This is a genomic window from Bacillus sp. ZY-1-1 (genome assembly GCF_003047165.1).
In the GTDB taxonomy this organism is placed as follows: domain Bacteria; phylum Bacillota; class Bacilli; order Bacillales; family Bacillaceae; genus Bacillus; species Bacillus velezensis.
The window spans coordinates 1665795-1682162 of sequence record NZ_CP027061.1; the positions used below are offsets into that span (position 1 = coordinate 1665795).

Genomic DNA, 16368 nt, shown 5'->3' on the forward strand with positions numbered 1-16368 from the left:
AAGATTATACTTGAGGTGAACGACATGGAAAGACTGCAAAAAGTTATTGCTCATGCCGGCGTGGCATCACGCAGAAAGGCGGAAGAGCTGATAAAAGAAGGAAAAGTAAAGGTGAATGGAAAAGTAATAACAGAGCTCGGCGTAAAAGTGACCGGTTCTGATCAGATTGAAGTAAACGGATTAAAGGTGGAGCGGGAAGAACCCGTGTACTTTCTGCTTTATAAACCGAGAGGAGTGATCTCAGCAGCTGATGACGACAAAGGGCGGAAAGTGGTGACCGACTTTTTCAAAGAAGTGCCGCAGCGCATTTATCCGATCGGCAGGCTTGATTATGATACGAGCGGACTTTTATTGCTGACAAATGACGGCGAGTTTGCCAACAAACTCATGCATCCGAAATACGAAATTGATAAGACGTACGTCGCCAAAGTGAAGGGGATTCCTTCCAAGGAACTTCTGAGAAAGCTTGAGCGCGGCATTCAGCTTGAAGAAGGCAAGACGGCGCCGGCCAGAGCGAAAATGCTTTCCCTGGACAAAAGAAAGCAGACGAGCATTATTCAGCTGACGATTCATGAAGGCCGAAACAGACAGGTCCGCCGCATGTTTGAGGCGATCGGTCATGACGTGCTGAAACTCAAACGTGAAGAATACGCATTTTTAGATTTAAGAGGCCTGCGCACAGGAGACGCAAGAGAATTGACGCCGCATGAGGTGAAAAGGCTGCGGGCTTTAGCTGAACACGGTAAAAACGCTTTCTAATTTTCACATAACCTTCAAAAATTACAAAACGTGTAGATGATATAATTGAATGGATTTGCAGACAGGGGAGGGGAGCAGTGTACAATGAACAAAAAACGGCGGCGTTTATTCATTCGGACCGGCATCCTTCTCATCTTACTCTGCGCGCTCGGATATACCATCTATAATGCCGTTTACACAAACGGAGAGCGTATATCTGAGGGGTCCAAAGCCCCGAATTTCGCGCTGAAAGATACAGAGGGCAGACTCATAGAACTGAGTCAGTTAAAAGGGAAAGGTGTTTTTCTGAATTTCTGGGGAACGTGGTGTGAGCCGTGCAAGCAGGAATTTCCCTACATGGAGAATCAATACAAGCATTTTAAAGACCTCGGTGTCGAGGTGGTTGCGGTAAATGTCGGCGAATCAAAAATTGCAGTACATAATTTTATGAAAACATACGGCGTCAATTTCCCGGTTGCGCTCGATACTGACCGGCAAGTGCTGGACGCGTACGGCGTATCACCTATTCCGACGACATTTTTGATCAATCCCGACGGAAAGGTCGTGAAAGTGGTGACCGGCACGATGACAGAACGCATGGTTCATGACTATATGAATTTAATTAAGCCGGAGGCATCTTCATGAAAAAGGTCAAATGTGAGTGCGGGCACGTGAATCCAGCCGGGACGGTTTTGTGCGAGTCGTGCGGGAAGCCGCTTGATGATCAAAAATCGCCGCTTGCCGATATGCGGTACGACGGCAGCGCAAGGCGTTCGCAAACATATAACAAAACAATCGTAGATAAGGTATGGAACTTCTTTTCTTCCGTAAAAGTCGGAATATGGCTGATCGTCATTACTCTGGCGGCGTCTGCTTTCGGCACGGTTTTTCCGCAGGAAGCTTATCTGCCGCCGGGCGCCCAGCCGGATACATATTATGAACAGCAGTACGGCATAATCGGCCAACTGTATTATTTGCTGGGGTTTCATCACCTGTACGGCTCATGGTGGTATATGCTCCTGATCGCATCCATTGGCATATCACTGGTCATCTGCAGCCTGGATCGGGTGATTCCTTTGTACAGGGCGCTGAAAAATCAAGGAGTTCGGCGGAATCCGGTCTTTTTGAAGAGGCAGCGTCTATACAGCCGGACAGAAACCGAGCTGAGCGGGGATGCGGCTGATAGCCTCAGAACACGATTGAAAAAAAAGCATTATAGAGTGCGAGAACAAGAGGGAAGCATCCTGGCGGAAAAAGGCCGTTTTTCAAGGTGGGGACCCTATGTCAATCATATCGGCCTGATCATTTTTCTGATCGGAGCCATGCTGAGATTTGTACCCGGTATGTATGTCGATGAAACGCTCTGGGTCCGTGAAGGCGAAACCGCCCAGATCCCCGGTACTGACGGCAAATATTACTTAAAAAACAACCGGTTCACGATGCAGACATATAACAAAGACACTGAGAAAAAAGTATTCGCCGACGCCATTGACAGAGCCGGAAACGGCAAAGTCGCCAAATCCTTCACTACGGACGCGGTTCTGTACAAGAGGGAAGGCGACATTGTATTCGGTGAAAAGCCGAAGCTTAAAAGAGTCAAAGAAAACAATATCCGCGTCAATGAACCGCTGCGCTTTGACTCCTATTCTGTGTATCAGGTGGACTATAAAGAAAACCAGCTCGATCAGATGGTATTTCAGCTGATCGACCAAAAAACAAAACAGTCATTCGGCAAACTGAAGATCAATCTTCTTGATCCCGACACGGACTACGATCTTGGTAACGGTTACAAAGTGCAGATCGCCAGTTATCTTCCTGATTTTTATTTTAACAAAGACGGAGAACCGAGCACGAAAACGAAGGTTCCTAACAATCCGGCTTTTGTCTTTAAAATCACGGCTCCCGACAAGCCGAAAGGGGAGAAAAGTTTTGTTGCGATTCAGCAGACTGTTGAAGGTTCCGAAAGTAACAAGTACAAATTAAAATTCGACCATGTGGAAACGAAAAACATTACAGGACTCACCGTCAGAAAAGACTTAACCTTATGGGTGCTTGCCGTCGGCGGCGCGATCTTTATGATCGGCGTCATTCAAGGGATGTACTGGCAGCACAGAAGGATCTGGATCAAAACAGGTGATCATGAAGTGCTTGTGGCGGGACATACGAACAAAAACTGGTTCGGTCTGAAAAAGGATATCGAATTTGTTCTTAGCGGGACCGGGATTCAAGAGCCGGCCGATCAAAAAGAATTGGCCAAAAATCAGGCCTAGTGAAAAAGGAGTGGTGTCATGGCGGAGCTGAGCGCAAATTTTCTTTATGCTGCCTTTTTGATTTATTTAATTGCCGTCCCGGTTTTCGGCGGCGCCATCCGGGGAACAAAAGGTGCGAAGGACGGTAAGGGCCGCTGGTCGGCTATCGGAATCACGTTAACCATTTTCGGATTTCTTTGTCATCTCGGCTACTTCATTGCGAGATGGTCGGCAAGCGGACATGCGCCTGTCAGCAATATGTTTGAATTTACGACGTCATTCGGCATGATGCTTGTTCTCGCTTTTATTATTATTTACTTTATTTACAGACTGCCTTCATTAGGCATGTTCACATTGTCTATCGCGCTTTTGCTTATCGCATATGCAAGCATGTTTCCGACAGACATCACGCCGCTTATTCCGTCACTGCAGAGCAATTGGCTGTACATTCACGTCACGACTGCGGCGCTCGGGCAGGCGATTCTTGCGATCAGTTTTGTAGCCGGCGTCATTTTCCTGTTAAAGCATGTCGACCAATCCAGACCGGGCAAAAAAACGTTCTGGCTTGAAGTCATCATGTTTATACTCGTGACGACCGTGGCATTTATCGCCGTCACGTCGGCATTCCGGCTGGCGGACTACAAAGCAGAATTTAATTGGGTGGATAAGAAAGAGGCTAAAAGCGTGATGATATATGATATGCCTGCGCTTGTCGGCCCGCATGACGGAGAACTGCTTACGGAAGGCGCAATGAAGCCGCTTATTGAGCTTCCGGCCATTTTTTCAGGCAGAAAGGTCAATACGGTGATCTGGTCGTTTGGCGCAGGTCTCGTTTTATACGGGGCGCTCAGGCTGATATTCAGAAAGAGAATCAGCGCTCTTATAAGCCCGCTCGTCAAAAATGTGAATCTGGACTTGGTCGATGAAGTCGGCTACCGCGCTGTTTCCATCGGTTTTCCGGTATTCACACTCGGCGCGCTTGTGTTTGCGATGATTTGGGCGCAGCTTGCATGGACGCGTTTTTGGGGCTGGGACCCGAAGGAAGTGTGGGCGCTGATCACTTTTCTATTTTACGCAGCGTATTTGCACTTGCGGCTGTCAAGAGGCTGGCATGGCGAAAAGTCCGCGTGGCTTGCCGTCATCGGCTTCGCCATTATTATGTTTAACTTAATTTTTGTGAATCTTGTGCTTGCCGGACTTCATTCGTACGCATAGATGCAAAAAGCCGATACAGTTCTCAAGCTGCCGCACAGTTTGTTAAAATGAAAGTAACAGAAGGAAAGCAGGGGGAAAACGATGGATCAAACAAATGAAACTAAAATATTAGTAGTAGATGATGAAGCCAGAATTCGACGCCTTTTAAGAATGTACCTTGAACGGGAAAACTATGTGATTGAAGAAGCGGAAAACGGAGACGAGGCCATTAAAATGGGGCTGGCATCAGATTATGATCTGGTGCTCTTGGATTTAATGATGCCGGGAACGGACGGAATAGAAGTATGCCGGCAGCTCAGAGAAAAAAAAGCGACCCCGATTATCATGCTGACGGCAAAAGGGGAAGAAGCCAACCGCGTCCAGGGATTTGAAGCGGGTACGGACGATTATATCGTCAAGCCTTTCAGCCCGAGAGAAGTGGTGCTTCGGGTAAAGGCGCTTTTAAGAAGGGCTTCCCAAACATCTTATCTGACAGCCAATACCCCGACAAAAAATGTGCTCGTCTTCTCGCATCTATCCATTGATCATGATGCTCACAGGGTGACTGCGGACGGCACGGAGGTGAGCCTGACGCCGAAGGAATATGAACTGCTGTACTTTCTGGCGAAAACACCGGACAAAGTGTACGACAGGGAAAAGCTTTTAAAAGAAGTGTGGCAGTATGAATTTTTCGGAGACCTCAGAACAGTGGACACTCATGTCAAACGGCTCCGTGAAAAATTAAACAAAGTGTCCCCGGGAGCGGCGAAAAAAATCGTCACCGTCTGGGGAGTCGGATACAAATTTGAGGTAGGCGCTGAATGAAGTTTTGGAAAAGCGTAGTAGGAAAGCTTTGGTTTACCATTCTTTCACTCGTGTTAATTGTTTTATTTATTTTAACGGTGCTGCTTCTGGAATTTATAGAAAATTACCACGTTGAAGAAGCGGAAAAAGATTTAACGCAGCTTGCCGATAAAATTGCGGTCATAATAGAAAATCATGAAGACCAGCCGCTTGCCAGATCCATCACGTGGGAACTGGCGGACAATTTAACGAGCATCGCGATCATTCAGGATGATAAGCATGTCTGGTATTCGCCCAATGACGATAATCATTTATCCTCTATTACATTAGAGCAGATTAAACATGACCGGGATCTGCACAAGGCGCTGACAGACCGCAATAAAGTAAGCAAACGCGCGGTCCCCAAAAATGCCGGTTCGGATAATGAACGGCTGATCGTCGGAGTGCCCTATGAAAAAGACGGCAAAAAAGGCATGGTCTTTTTATCCCAATCGCTGCTTGCCGTCAAAGATACGACGAAACATACGACACGCTATATTTTTCTTGCGGCGGGCATTGCCATCGTCTTGACAACGTTTTTCGCATTCTTTTTATCCAGCAGGGTGACATATCCCCTTCGGAAAATGCGGGAAGGCGCCCAAGACTTGGCGAAAGGAAAGTTTGATACAAAAATTCCGATTCTGACCCAAGATGAAATCGGGGAACTGGCCATTGCCTTTAATCAGATGGGACGGCAGCTCAATTTCCATATTAACGCGCTGAATCAGGAAAAAGAACAGCTGTCCAATATTTTAAGCAGTATGGCAGACGGGGTCATCACCATTAATATCGACGGCACCATTTTGGTGACCAACCCGCCGGCCGAACGTTTTCTGCAGGCATGGTATTATGAGCAGAACATGAACATTAAAGAAGGAGACAACCTTCCCCCTGAAGCAAAAGAGCTGTTTCAAAATGCAGTGAACACGGAAAAAGAGCAAATGATTGAAATGACGCTTCAAGGAAGGTCATGGGTTTTATTGATGTCGCCTCTTTATGCGGAATCACACGTCCGCGGCGCCGTGGCCGTGCTCCGTGATATGACCGAAGAGCGCAGGCTGGATAAATTGCGTGAAGACTTCATTGCCAATGTCAGTCATGAGCTCAGAACCCCGATTTCTATGCTGCAGGGATACAGTGAAGCGATAGTGGACGACATTGCAAGCACCGAAGAGGAGAAAAAAGAAATCGCGCAGATCATTTATGATGAATCTCTTCGTATGGGCCGGCTCGTCAATGATTTACTGGATTTGGCCAGAATGGAATCCGGACATACGGGTCTGCGCTATGAAACGGTAAACCTGCATGAATTTCTGGAGAAGATCTCCCGCAAATTTTCCGGTGTAGCGAAGGAAAAAGGCGTTTCGCTCACAGAGGACATCTCGGTGTCTCAGCCGGAGTGTGTCTTTGACGAAGACAAAATGGAACAGGTGTTTACCAACCTTATAGATAATGCGCTGCGCCATACGGAGTCAGGCGGAAACGTTCATATCGCGGCTCATACCGTAAAAGACGGACTGAAAATCGATATCAAAGATTCCGGCTCGGGAATACCGGAAGAGGACCTGCCTTTTATTTTTGAACGTTTTTATAAAGCGGACAAAGCAAGAACAAGAGGCAGGGCAGGGACCGGACTCGGACTCGCCATCGTAAAAAATATCGTGGAAGCCCACGGCGGCTCAATTGCGGTTCACAGCAGCATCGACAAAGGGACGACGTTTACATTTTATATTCCGACAAAAGCGCAGGATGACGTCTGAAATTGACGAACAATCTTGTTCCATACGAAACACCCGCAGAACATGCGGGTGTTTTTTGTTTTTTTCTCCTTTAAAAATTTAAGAATATGTTAATATAAATTTCCTTCCAAATTCCAGTTTCTCGTAATATAGTTGTAATGTAACTTTTCAACGCATTTTTACGACAAAAAAGTGAACGGAGGGGTTTCCCATGGAAGAAACCTTTCAGATATTATACGATGCATACCATCAAGATTTATATCAATTTTTATTTTATATGGTAAAAGATAAGTCGCAGGCTGAAGATTTGACGCAGGAAGTGTATATCCGCGTCTTGAATTCCTATCATACATTTGAAGGAAGAAGCAGTGAAAAAACATGGCTGTTGTCCATCGCACGCCATGTGGCGATTGACTGGTTCCGCAAGCAGCAGACGATCAGACAGCGTATTATGGGTACGTTTGATTGGGATACACAAGATGTCAGAGATCAGCATTTGCTTCCGGACGAACTCGCCGTACAGCATGAAAATGTCCGGGAAATTTATACCGCGCTTGATCATTGCACCATTGATCAAAGAGCTGTTATTATCTTGAGATTTATTCAGGGATATTCCATTCAGGAAACAGCCGCCGCTCTCCGCTTCTCGGAAAGCAAAGTCAAAACGACCCAACACAGAGGGCTCAAAATACTTCGGAAACAGATGGAGCTTTTGAGGGAGGAGCTAATGGATGATGAAGTCATATTGGAACGAAGAAAGAGTAGAGGAGTTGTTAAGACAACTTCCGGCGGTTAGAGATCATCGTTCACCCGAGGCCATTTACCGGAATATTGAAACGGGTAAACCGTACAGGAAAAAACCGGCCCGAAGCTGGATCGGCCCCGCCGCAGCCGGCATCTGCGCATTGTGCATCGCTCTGATTATTTCTCCTCACCTGATGACAAACAAATCTGCCGGTGATCTTACAGCTGACAGCGGTCAAGCTGAAAAAGCCAGTCAGTCAGCTGCTGTCAAGCCGGATCAGAAGACGTTTGTCGTTTCTAACGAAAACAAAAACAATTACATTACTTTGGCGTTTGCCGATTCAGATACATCCGCCGTCATTCCGGTCAGTTTTGAAAAAAAGAAGCCTGACGAATCGGTTTCAGAGGCATTATCTGATGCAGAAAACTTAGAAGTGCCCGAATCTTTCCTCTCTGTGCCGAACCTTTTGGACGGTGTGCAGGTAACGGCGGATAAGAAGGATTTGCTTGTGCAGGTAAACGGACGTCTTTCTATCGAATCAGCTGCCGATTCTGATTTATTGAAAAAGATGCTGAAAGAGACTTTGACATGGAGTCCTTACGAGCGGATTAAATTGAAAAAGGTTCAAAACGGAGACGGACAGGATTTTTATAAATCTTACGGCATTTCCGCTGAGATGTCCGTACATAAACAGTCAAACCGGGCGTATTTTTCTTACAGCGACAGTCTGGGACAAGAGTATCTCATCCCGTCTGAACAAACCTATTATTCAGTATATCAGGCTATTGACGGGATGAAGACAACAGACGGAGGCGCACAGACCGCGAGCATTATAGAAGCAGATGCGATTGCATCGGTATCGGAAAGGGAAGACGGCGAGCAGCTGCGGATCCAATTGTCCGAAAAACATAAAGCTGAAGATTCGCTGGAAGGCATTTTAATGATCGAAGGGCTTTTGTTAACCGCGAAGGAATTCGGTTATTCTGAGGTGCTGTTCACACATGCGCACGCAAAGAAAATCGGTAATTATGATGTGACAAAACCGATTGCTGTGCCTGCCGCGCCTAATCCGCTTCCGACCCATTAAACGTAAAAAAACCCAAAACATATGAATGTTTTGGGTTTTCTGTTGGTTACGGAAGGTCAATCAGTTTAACGGAAACAATATCCTGAACCGAAGTCAGCTCATTGACGACTTTATCATCTAAATGTTTATCAAAAGAAAGCATCATAATGGCTTCTCCGCCTTTTTCTTTACGGCCCACCTGCATGGTAGCGATATTGATATCGTTATCGCCGAGGATGCGTCCGACGCGTCCGATTACACCAGTCGTATCCTGGTGCTGGATATAAACGAGGTGGCCGGCAGGATTTAAGTCAATATTAAAGCCGTTCAGTTCAACGATTCGTTCACCGAAGTGAGGGATATACGTAGCCGTTAACGTAAATGTGCTCCGGTCTCCGGTTACTTTTACGCTGATGCAGTTATCATATCCTGATTCATTGGAGGAAATCTTCTCGCTGAAGCTGATACCGCGTTCTTTTGCTACACCGCCGGCGTTTACTTCATTAACCGTTGAGTCTACACGCGGTTTTAAGAAACCGGACAGCAGGCTTTTTGTAATAAATGATGTTTCAAGTTTGGCGATGGTGCCTTCATATTGAATCGCAACATCTTTGACGGGTTCCTTCATACATTGTGACACGAGACTTCCGATTTTATCGGCAATTTGGTGATAAGGCTGGATTTTTTTGAATTCATCTTTTGTCATCGCAGGCAGGTTGATCGCTGACATGACAGGCAGACCTTTTGCAAACTGCAGCACTTCTTCAGAAACCTGTGCCGCGACATTCAGCTGTGCTTCTTTCGTTGAAGCGCCTAAGTGAGGTGTGGCGATCACCAGCGGATGGTCGGGAAGCTTTGATTCAACTGGCGGTTCCACTTCAAACACGTCAAGGGCAGCGCCTGCGACATGGCCGCTTTCCAGCGCTTCCAAAAGCGCCGCTTCATCAATAATGCCGCCTCTTGCGCAGTTGATAAGACGGACGCCTTTTTTCGTTTTGGCAATGGTTTCTCTGTTAAGCAATCCTTTTGTTTCCTTTGTTAAAGGCGTGTGGACGGTAATGATATCCGCGCTTTCAAGCACTTCTTCGAATGTCCGGCTGTTTACGCCGATTTTGCCGGCTCTCTCTTCGGTTAAGAAAGGATCGAATACATGAACCGTCATACCGAACGCTCTGGCGCGCTGGGCAATCTCGCTTCCGATCCGGCCCAGACCGACAATGCCTAAAGTCTTTCCGTAGAGCTCCGCCCCGACAAAAGCCGTCCGGTTCCATTCTCTTGATTTTACTGAGATATTGGCTTGCGGGATGTGTCTCATTAATGAAGAAATCATCGCGAATGTATGCTCTGCCGTTGAAATGGTGTTTCCATTCGGCGCGTTTATCACGATAACTCCATGTTTTGTGGCCTCATCAATGTCGATGTTGTCTACGCCGACACCGGCTCTGCCGACGATTTTTAAAGAAGTCATCTTTTTAAACAATTCTTCGGTTACTTTTGTGGCACTGCGGACTAACAGGGCATCAAAGGTATGTAATTCATCTTCTGCATCCGCGACGTTTTTTTGAACAATTTCTATAAAGTCTGATTCCATCAGCGGCTTTAAGCCGTCATTGCTCATCTTATCTGAGACCAAAACTCGAAACATTGTTAGATTTCCTCCTAGTTTAGCTGACTAAATATCTGATAATTTATCATATTCTCAATAGAGTGTCAATGTGTATTGACGCAGTAAAGGAGAAAAGGAAACCGCTGAATCAGCTGAAATTGGGCTTCCCCAATATTTTATTTAAATTTGAGCAGTTCTCTATACAATTACAATTTGATCATATATAATGTGAATAAATTCATAAGATCAATCTTCGGGGCAGGGTGAAATTCCCTACCGGCGGTGATGAGCGTCATGCTCTAAGCCCGCGAGCTGCTTCGGCGGCAGGATCCGGTGAGATTCCGGAGCCGACAGTATAGTCTGGATGGGAGAAGATGGAGGTTCAGCAGACGTTTTGATGCTTATATCAAACGTTTCTTTGCCAAGCCTTAGTAAGCTCCCGCTTTTTAACAAAAGCGGTTTTTTTATTGGGGCGCAAAAGAACCTTTCCTCTTTTCGAGAGATTTGATCGAAAAGGAGAGAGCATTGTGAAAGTAAAAAAATTAGTTGTCATCAGTATGCTTAGCAGTATTGCGTTTGTGCTTATGCTGTTAAATTTCCCGTTTCCGGGGCTGCCGGATTACTTGAAAATTGATTTCAGTGACGTTCCTGCAATTATCGCCATTTTGGTTTACGGGCCTGCGGCGGGGATTGCGGTTGAAGCGATTAAAAATATTCTGCAGTATATCATTCAAGGAAGCATGGCCGGCGTGCCTGTCGGGCAGGCAGCCAATTTTATCGCGGGAACGCTGTTTATTCTGCCGACGGCGTTTATGTTTAAAAAGCTCAATTCTGCAAAAGGCCTTGCGGTGAGCCTGCTGGCCGGAACCGCGGCGATGACCGTGCTGATGAGTATTTTGAACTATATTCTTATCCTGCCCGCGTATACTTGGTTTTTACATTCACCGGCATTGTCAAACAGCCAGTTGAAAACGGCGGTTGTCGCAGGAATTCTGCCGTTTAACATTGTAAAAGGCATTATCATCACCATCGTCTTTACGTTCATCTTTACGAAGCTGAAACCTTGGATTGAACAAAAACGCAGCATCCAAACACAATAAAGGCTTAAAGCGTCCGCTCTGTGAAGAACAGCCGGACGCTTTTTTTGTTTGTGCTGATCGGCAAAAAAATAAGACTCCGGCCGATAACAGCCGGAGTCTTATTCAGGACGAAAAAGCTCCTCTCACGGGGAGGGCTTTTTTATTCGTATTTCAGCGGGTCGCCTTCGAACGGTTCATCCGCAACTTTGATTGAATCAGTAGGGCATCCTTCAAATGCGTCAATCATATCTTCTTCCAGAACTTCCGGAACTTCGACGACACCTTTATTTTCGTCAAGCGTAACGAACGCAATGCCTTCATCATCATAATCATAAATGTCTGGTGCCGCAGCTCCGCAGGCGCCGCATGCAATACACGTATCTTTATCTACAATTGTGTACTTTGCCATGAATAAAACCTCCCAGATTGTTCGTGTTGGAACAAATGGTTTACCTTATATATTTTTAAATATAACACCTATTCCTCTTACTTATTGTAATGATGTTAGTGTCAAATTTCAACAGAAAAATGATTGAGAATGCTTATCACATAAGGGATTCTCTTTAGCACTTCCCCCTAAAAGATGACTTTAAACGTCAAATTTATATGAAAATCTGTTAAAATAAAAAGAACCAAAAAACGAAACTTGTCACAAAAGAAATGTAGGTGTGTTTAGATTGGCGATAAACTACTTTGATACCGTGGTTCTCGACTGTCTGGACAAAATAGACGGCGAACGGACTCCGAGTGCTGTGTTTCATTTATTAAAAGGAAAAAAGTCGTCTCAAACCATTCAGGATGCCGGCTTATTTCAGATCGCTAAATATTTCGGCATGGCTTCACAGTGTGAACGCGGCGATATTGCGGCTTCTATGCATAGACTCACCGAGAACTCATACATCACAGCCGGAAAAGAAGAGGGAACGTGGAAAGTGACTGCGCGCGGCGTTCAAAGGCTTGAACGGGCGTTTGCTGAGCGGCCTTGGCCGAAGCACTGCCACGGCGCAAATTATCAAACGCCTGCCGTCATCCTGTGGAGGCGGCTTTCCCTGCTCATTCAAGTCCTGTCAAACAAAGAGCATCAATGCAGTCAATATATCCCGGTTACCAACGATGTGCAGACGCTGAGATGGGTCAAATGGTTCATGCGGAAAAACAGAGATGCTAAAGAGCTTTCCGTCCAAATGCACGACGCGCTGTTTCAGCTTCTGCAAGGCGTAAGTGAAAGGCAGGCGCTTATTTTTGTCTATTCTTTAACTTCATTCAACAGAATCGGCAAAACGAATAAGCAGCTCGCTCTCCAGCTGAACGAAGATGAATGGTATGTGTCCGTCCAGTTTTGGGGAGCGGTACATTATGTTATTCAATCGCTTCCGCAATGTGCATATCCCGCTCTGCGCGAGCTGTTGTCCGATCTGCAGGCGGAAAGCGCGCTGACACAGTCTGCCAGAAAAACCTTTGAGCTGTTGGAAAAAGGGTTTCCGATTGAACGGATCGCCGCGGTCAGAAATTTAAAAACCGCCACAATCGAAGATCATATCGTAGAAATATCATTGCATCAGCCTGCATTTTTTATAGAACAGTATCTTTCTGAAGAGGAACAGCGTATGATAACGGCATTTGCAAAACAGCATCAAACAAATAAAATTAAACGGATTCGCGAAGGAATGCAGATGCGCTTCAGCTATTTCCAGATCAGGCTGGCGCTGGCAAAGACGGTGAATCAGCATGACTGAGCTGCATAAAGCTTTATCCAGATATTTTGGTTTGCATTCCTTTAAAAAAGGGCAGGAAGAGATTATGACTAGCGTGCTCCAAAAAAAGGATACGATCGCCATGCTTCCGACCGGCGGGGGGAAATCATTATGCTATCAGCTCCCGGGTTACATGATGGACGGGCTGGTGCTGATTATTTCACCGCTTCTTTCATTAATGGAAGATCAGGTGCAGCAGCTGAAAGCAAAAGGAGAAAAGCGGGTTGCGGCATTAAACAGCATGCTGAATTCCGCAGAGCGGCATTTTATTCTCAGCAACATCAGCCGGTATAAATTTCTCTATATGTCTCCTGAAGCCCTTTCTTCACCTTATGTACTGAACCGTTTGAAAAACGTTCCGGTCAGTTTATTTGTTATTGATGAGGCTCATTGCATATCGGAATGGGGACATGATTTCAGGCCTGATTATTCGAAGCTCGGGCCTTTCAGACAGGCACTCGGAAAGCCGCCTGTATTGGCGCTGACTGCAACAGCGACAAAAGAAACGCTCAGAGACGTGACGGATGTGCTCGGACTTGAGCATGCGGTGCGTCATCTTTATTCAGTCAACCGGCCGAATATTCTCCTGGCGGCAGAACATTTGGCTGATAATGCCGAAAAAATAAGCAGGCTCACGGAGCTTGCCGAAAAGCTTGAAGGCCCCGGTATCATATATTGTCCGACCAGAAAATGGGCGGAAGAGCTTGCGGCTGAGCTGAATGAAAAAACGGGAAAGCGGACGGATTATTATCACGGCGGTATGGATACAGGGGACAGAATCTTGATCCAGCAGCAATTTATCCATAACCAGCTTGATTGCATCTGCTGTACCAATGCGTTCGGCATGGGTGTGGATAAGTCAGATATCCGCTTTGTCATTCACTTTTATCCTCCCCAAACGGCTGAGGCCTTTATGCAGGAAATCGGCAGAGCGGGACGCGACGGCAGCCCGAGTGTCAGTATTTTGCTGAGGGCGCCCGGCGATACCGAGCTTCAGCAGCAGATTATTCAGACAGAAAGCCTGTCTGATTATGATCTGGAAGGCATTTTGGCCGTCATACGGGATGCCGGTACGGATGATGAGCGAAAGCTTCGGGACGTTCTGATCAATAAAGGCGTCCAGGAAACACAGGCGCGAACGGCCGTCCATCTGTATCTGCAAGGAAAAACCACAAAAGAGCAGCTGCAGGAAGAACTGACATACCGCGTGGAAAAGAAGCTGCGTAAAATGAACCGTTTTTCGGCGTTATTAGAGCGGAAAGAATGTATAAGAAAAGCGCTGCTGTCTTATTTTGATGAATCGTATGAGCCTGAAGGCCAAACCGGACAATGCTGCAGCAGCTGCGGACTTGATCTGGCTCCGTACGAGCAAAAAGGAGAACGGAAAAACATGGAACGGTTTGAAGATTGGAAGCTGGAATTAGGCCGGATTTTCGGTTCAGAGTCTGCGGGTGAGTTCAGCTGAGACGGCAAAGCGAATTGATCCAGCAGCTCTCAGACCGGGAGATTGTGATACAGCTGTATGCCACCCAATTGCTCATATTGGCGGTTTCAGCTGTTATCGGCTTTTTCTTTTTCACCGACATTCACGATTTTTTAAAGCTGTGGCATATACGTGACGATAATATCATATGGTACGGTGTAACTCTTGCCGTCCTTGTCATTTTTGCCGATCTGGCGGTGATGAAGTGGTGTCCTTCGCATTTATATGATGACGGCGGCATTAATGTATTGCTTTTTAAGAACAGGCCGGTTCTGCACATTTTGTTTTTGACGCTTCTCATTTCGTTCAGCGAAGAGATTTTGTTCAGAGGCGTTCTGCAGACACATATCGGCTTATGGGCCGCCAGCTTCATTTTTACCGTGCTTCATTTCAGATACTTGGCGAAGTGGCTTCTGTTTATGATGGTTGCGGGCATCAGTCTTTTGCTGGGGCTTATCTATGAATGGACCGGCAATTTATTCGTTCCGGTTACAGCGCATTTTATTATTGATGCGGTATTTGCCTGTCAGATCCGTTTTCAATATGTTAGGAGGGGTTTGCATGACGGAAATGTCAAGAGTTGAAAGAAGAAAAGCTCAGCTGCGTGCCGAGCAGCAGGTTGCCGCGGCCGCGGATGAACAAATTGAATATCTTGAAGACAGCCTCCCGACAAGACAATCTGTAAAAGAGGAGCGTAAAAAAAAGGAAGAGCAGGTGAAGGAAAAAACCAAAACAAAAACGCCGCTGTTCACTTTTCTGACCGTCCTGTTCATTATCGTAACAATCGGTGTCTTTTTCGGTCTTCTTTATATGACGAACAGCAGCAGATTTGACCCGAAGGACTATGAAGATGTCTTCATAGACCACAGTGAAAGCGCGCCTGCCGTTATTCCGAAAGGCGCTCAGAAAGATACGTCAGAAACCGCTCTTTTAGAACAACCGAAAAAAAAGTCTGACGACAAAGATAAGAAAGAAGCGGCTGCATCTGAAAAAACAAAAGAAAAACCAAGTGAAAAAACACCTGAAAAAACGGAAACGTCCTCAGAAAAACAAGTAAAGCCGACAGACACCGAATACGCGGAGACAAAACAGCAGTCTCCGCCGGCTGTCCGTGAAAAAGCGGCTCCGGCTGCCGCGAGTGATCAAGCCGGGACTGTCCCGAAAAAAATGCGGACCGTACAGCATACTGTACAGCCGAAAGAAACGCTTTACCGCATTTCAATGAAATATTATAAAAGCCGGGCGGGCGAAGAAAAAATCCGCAGCTACAACGGATTAAACGGAAACGACGTGTACACCGGCCAGGTTCTGAACATTCCGCTGTCTGATTAAAATAAATGCATGTTTTCACCGCGTTTTTCATATAGTGTACCAATGAAAACGGACAAGGTGTGAAGCGCATGGATTCTTTATGGAGGCAATTAGACCGATTTGCTGACGGACCGACGAAACAAATGCTTCAGGCGCTGGTGAAACGGAAATTAAAATACGAAAATTATGCCGCACAGTGCCGAAGATGGCAGTGGGCGTCCCTCGTTTGTTTTTCCCTGATGTGCATACTGCTGATGTTTAAAAGCTTTAACGCCCCCCAAGCCTCTCCGCAGCTGATCCTGCAGGAAATATTAGGCCATACGGTTTATTTGTGCTGGATTATGGCTTCCGCTTTTGCGTATTGCACTTCTTATTATTTTAAAAAAAAGGAAGAAAAAGCTGAGGGTGAATTTCATAAACTGAGATGTGAAATTATCCAAAAAAGCACGGATTTATGGCCCCAGCCTGAAAAATGGAGGGCGAGAGAATCTGTTTTTCATTTGATGAAACATCGGTATGATATCAATCTTTATTTTGAAAGCAAATAAAATGAGGCGTTTT

16 protein-coding genes and 1 riboswitch are annotated in these 16368 nt (G+C 46.0%); of the genes, 14 read left to right on the forward strand and 2 right to left on the reverse strand.

The annotated features are described in order from the left end of the window. Positions 1–24: 24 nt before the first annotated feature. The 8 genes from rluB to C5I45_RS08610 all read left to right on the forward strand — a co-directional run bounded on the left by rluB (position 25) and on the right by C5I45_RS08610 (position 8595). A complete protein-coding gene (gene rluB / locus C5I45_RS08575; RefSeq protein WP_015388055.1) occupies positions 25–759 on the forward strand; it encodes a 23S rRNA pseudouridine(2605) synthase RluB in 735 nt (244 codons plus the stop codon). Between the two features lie 84 nt (positions 760–843). Then, positions 844–1383, forward strand: a complete 540-nt coding sequence (resA, locus tag C5I45_RS08580) for a thiol-disulfide oxidoreductase ResA (RefSeq protein WP_003153391.1) — start codon at positions 844–846, stop codon at positions 1381–1383. Beyond that, positions 1380–3008, forward strand: coding sequence for a cytochrome c biogenesis protein ResB (gene resB, locus C5I45_RS08585; RefSeq protein WP_003153393.1), 1629 nt, complete (start codon positions 1380–1382; stop codon positions 3006–3008). Before resA ends, resB begins: the two co-directional genes overlap by 4 nt. Positions 3009–3026: 18 nt before the next feature. Next, positions 3027–4202, forward strand: a complete 1176-nt coding sequence (gene ccsB / locus C5I45_RS08590; protein WP_003153395.1) for a c-type cytochrome biogenesis protein CcsB — start codon at positions 3027–3029, stop codon at positions 4200–4202. Between the two features lie 81 nt (positions 4203–4283). Further along, on the forward strand, positions 4284–5006 hold the full coding sequence (gene resD, locus C5I45_RS08595; RefSeq protein WP_003153397.1) for a DNA-binding response regulator ResD: 723 nt from the start codon (positions 4284–4286) through the stop codon (positions 5004–5006). Then, the gene (locus C5I45_RS08600) at positions 5003–6784 is read left to right on the forward strand and encodes an ATP-binding protein (protein ID WP_003153398.1); all 1782 of its coding nucleotides are present in this window, start codon (positions 5003–5005) and stop codon (positions 6782–6784) included. The genes resD and C5I45_RS08600 overlap by 4 nt, the downstream gene beginning before the upstream one ends. 190 nt (positions 6785–6974) lie before the next feature. Then, positions 6975–7559 carry an RNA polymerase sigma factor SigX gene (sigX, locus tag C5I45_RS08605; protein ID WP_003153399.1) on the forward strand — a complete coding sequence of 195 codons (585 nt, stop codon included), beginning with the start codon at positions 6975–6977 and terminating at the stop codon, positions 7557–7559. Next, a complete protein-coding gene (locus C5I45_RS08610) occupies positions 7534–8595 on the forward strand; it encodes a hypothetical protein (protein WP_025852735.1) in 1062 nt (353 codons plus the stop codon). The genes sigX and C5I45_RS08610 overlap by 26 nt, the downstream gene beginning before the upstream one ends. 46 nt (positions 8596–8641) lie before the next feature. On the opposite strand, the gene serA is transcribed toward C5I45_RS08610, so the two are convergent. Continuing rightward, positions 8642–10219, reverse strand: a complete 1578-nt coding sequence (serA, locus tag C5I45_RS08615; protein WP_003153401.1) for a phosphoglycerate dehydrogenase — start codon at positions 10217–10219, stop codon at positions 8642–8644. A gap of 206 nt (positions 10220–10425) precedes the next feature. Continuing rightward, a riboswitch (FMN riboswitch) is annotated at positions 10426–10560 on the forward strand. A gap of 147 nt (positions 10561–10707) precedes the next feature. Between serA and C5I45_RS08620 the strand changes: the two genes are divergently transcribed. Then, the gene (locus tag C5I45_RS08620; RefSeq protein WP_003153402.1) at positions 10708–11280 is read left to right on the forward strand and encodes a riboflavin transporter FmnP; all 573 of its coding nucleotides are present in this window, start codon (positions 10708–10710) and stop codon (positions 11278–11280) included. Positions 11281–11419: 139 nt separating this feature from the next. Here the strand turns inward: C5I45_RS08620 and C5I45_RS08625 are convergent, their stop codons facing one another. Continuing rightward, positions 11420–11668, reverse strand: a complete 249-nt coding sequence (locus tag C5I45_RS08625) for a ferredoxin (RefSeq protein ID WP_003153403.1) — start codon at positions 11666–11668, stop codon at positions 11420–11422. Positions 11669–11936: 268 nt separating this feature from the next. Between C5I45_RS08625 and C5I45_RS08630 the strand changes: the two genes are divergently transcribed. The 5 genes from C5I45_RS08630 (at position 11937) to C5I45_RS08650 (ending at position 16355) form a co-directional block, all read left to right on the forward strand. Next, positions 11937–12995, forward strand: coding sequence for a YpbB family protein (locus C5I45_RS08630; protein ID WP_003153404.1), 1059 nt, complete (start codon positions 11937–11939; stop codon positions 12993–12995). Further along, complete coding sequence (locus tag C5I45_RS08635; protein WP_003153405.1) at positions 12988–14478, forward strand: RecQ family ATP-dependent DNA helicase; 1491 nt, start codon at positions 12988–12990, stop codon at positions 14476–14478. Before C5I45_RS08630 ends, C5I45_RS08635 begins: the two co-directional genes overlap by 8 nt. 14 nt (positions 14479–14492) lie before the next feature. Next, on the forward strand, positions 14493–15080 hold the full coding sequence (locus C5I45_RS08640; RefSeq protein WP_014305323.1) for a CPBP family intramembrane glutamic endopeptidase: 588 nt from the start codon (positions 14493–14495) through the stop codon (positions 15078–15080). After that, on the forward strand, positions 15058–15828 hold the full coding sequence (locus C5I45_RS08645; protein ID WP_071543347.1) for a LysM peptidoglycan-binding domain-containing protein: 771 nt from the start codon (positions 15058–15060) through the stop codon (positions 15826–15828). The genes C5I45_RS08640 and C5I45_RS08645 overlap by 23 nt, the downstream gene beginning before the upstream one ends. A 68-nt stretch (positions 15829–15896) precedes the next feature. After that, positions 15897–16355, forward strand: coding sequence for a YpbF family protein (locus tag C5I45_RS08650; protein WP_014305320.1), 459 nt, complete (start codon positions 15897–15899; stop codon positions 16353–16355). Positions 16356–16368 lie beyond the last annotated feature (13 nt).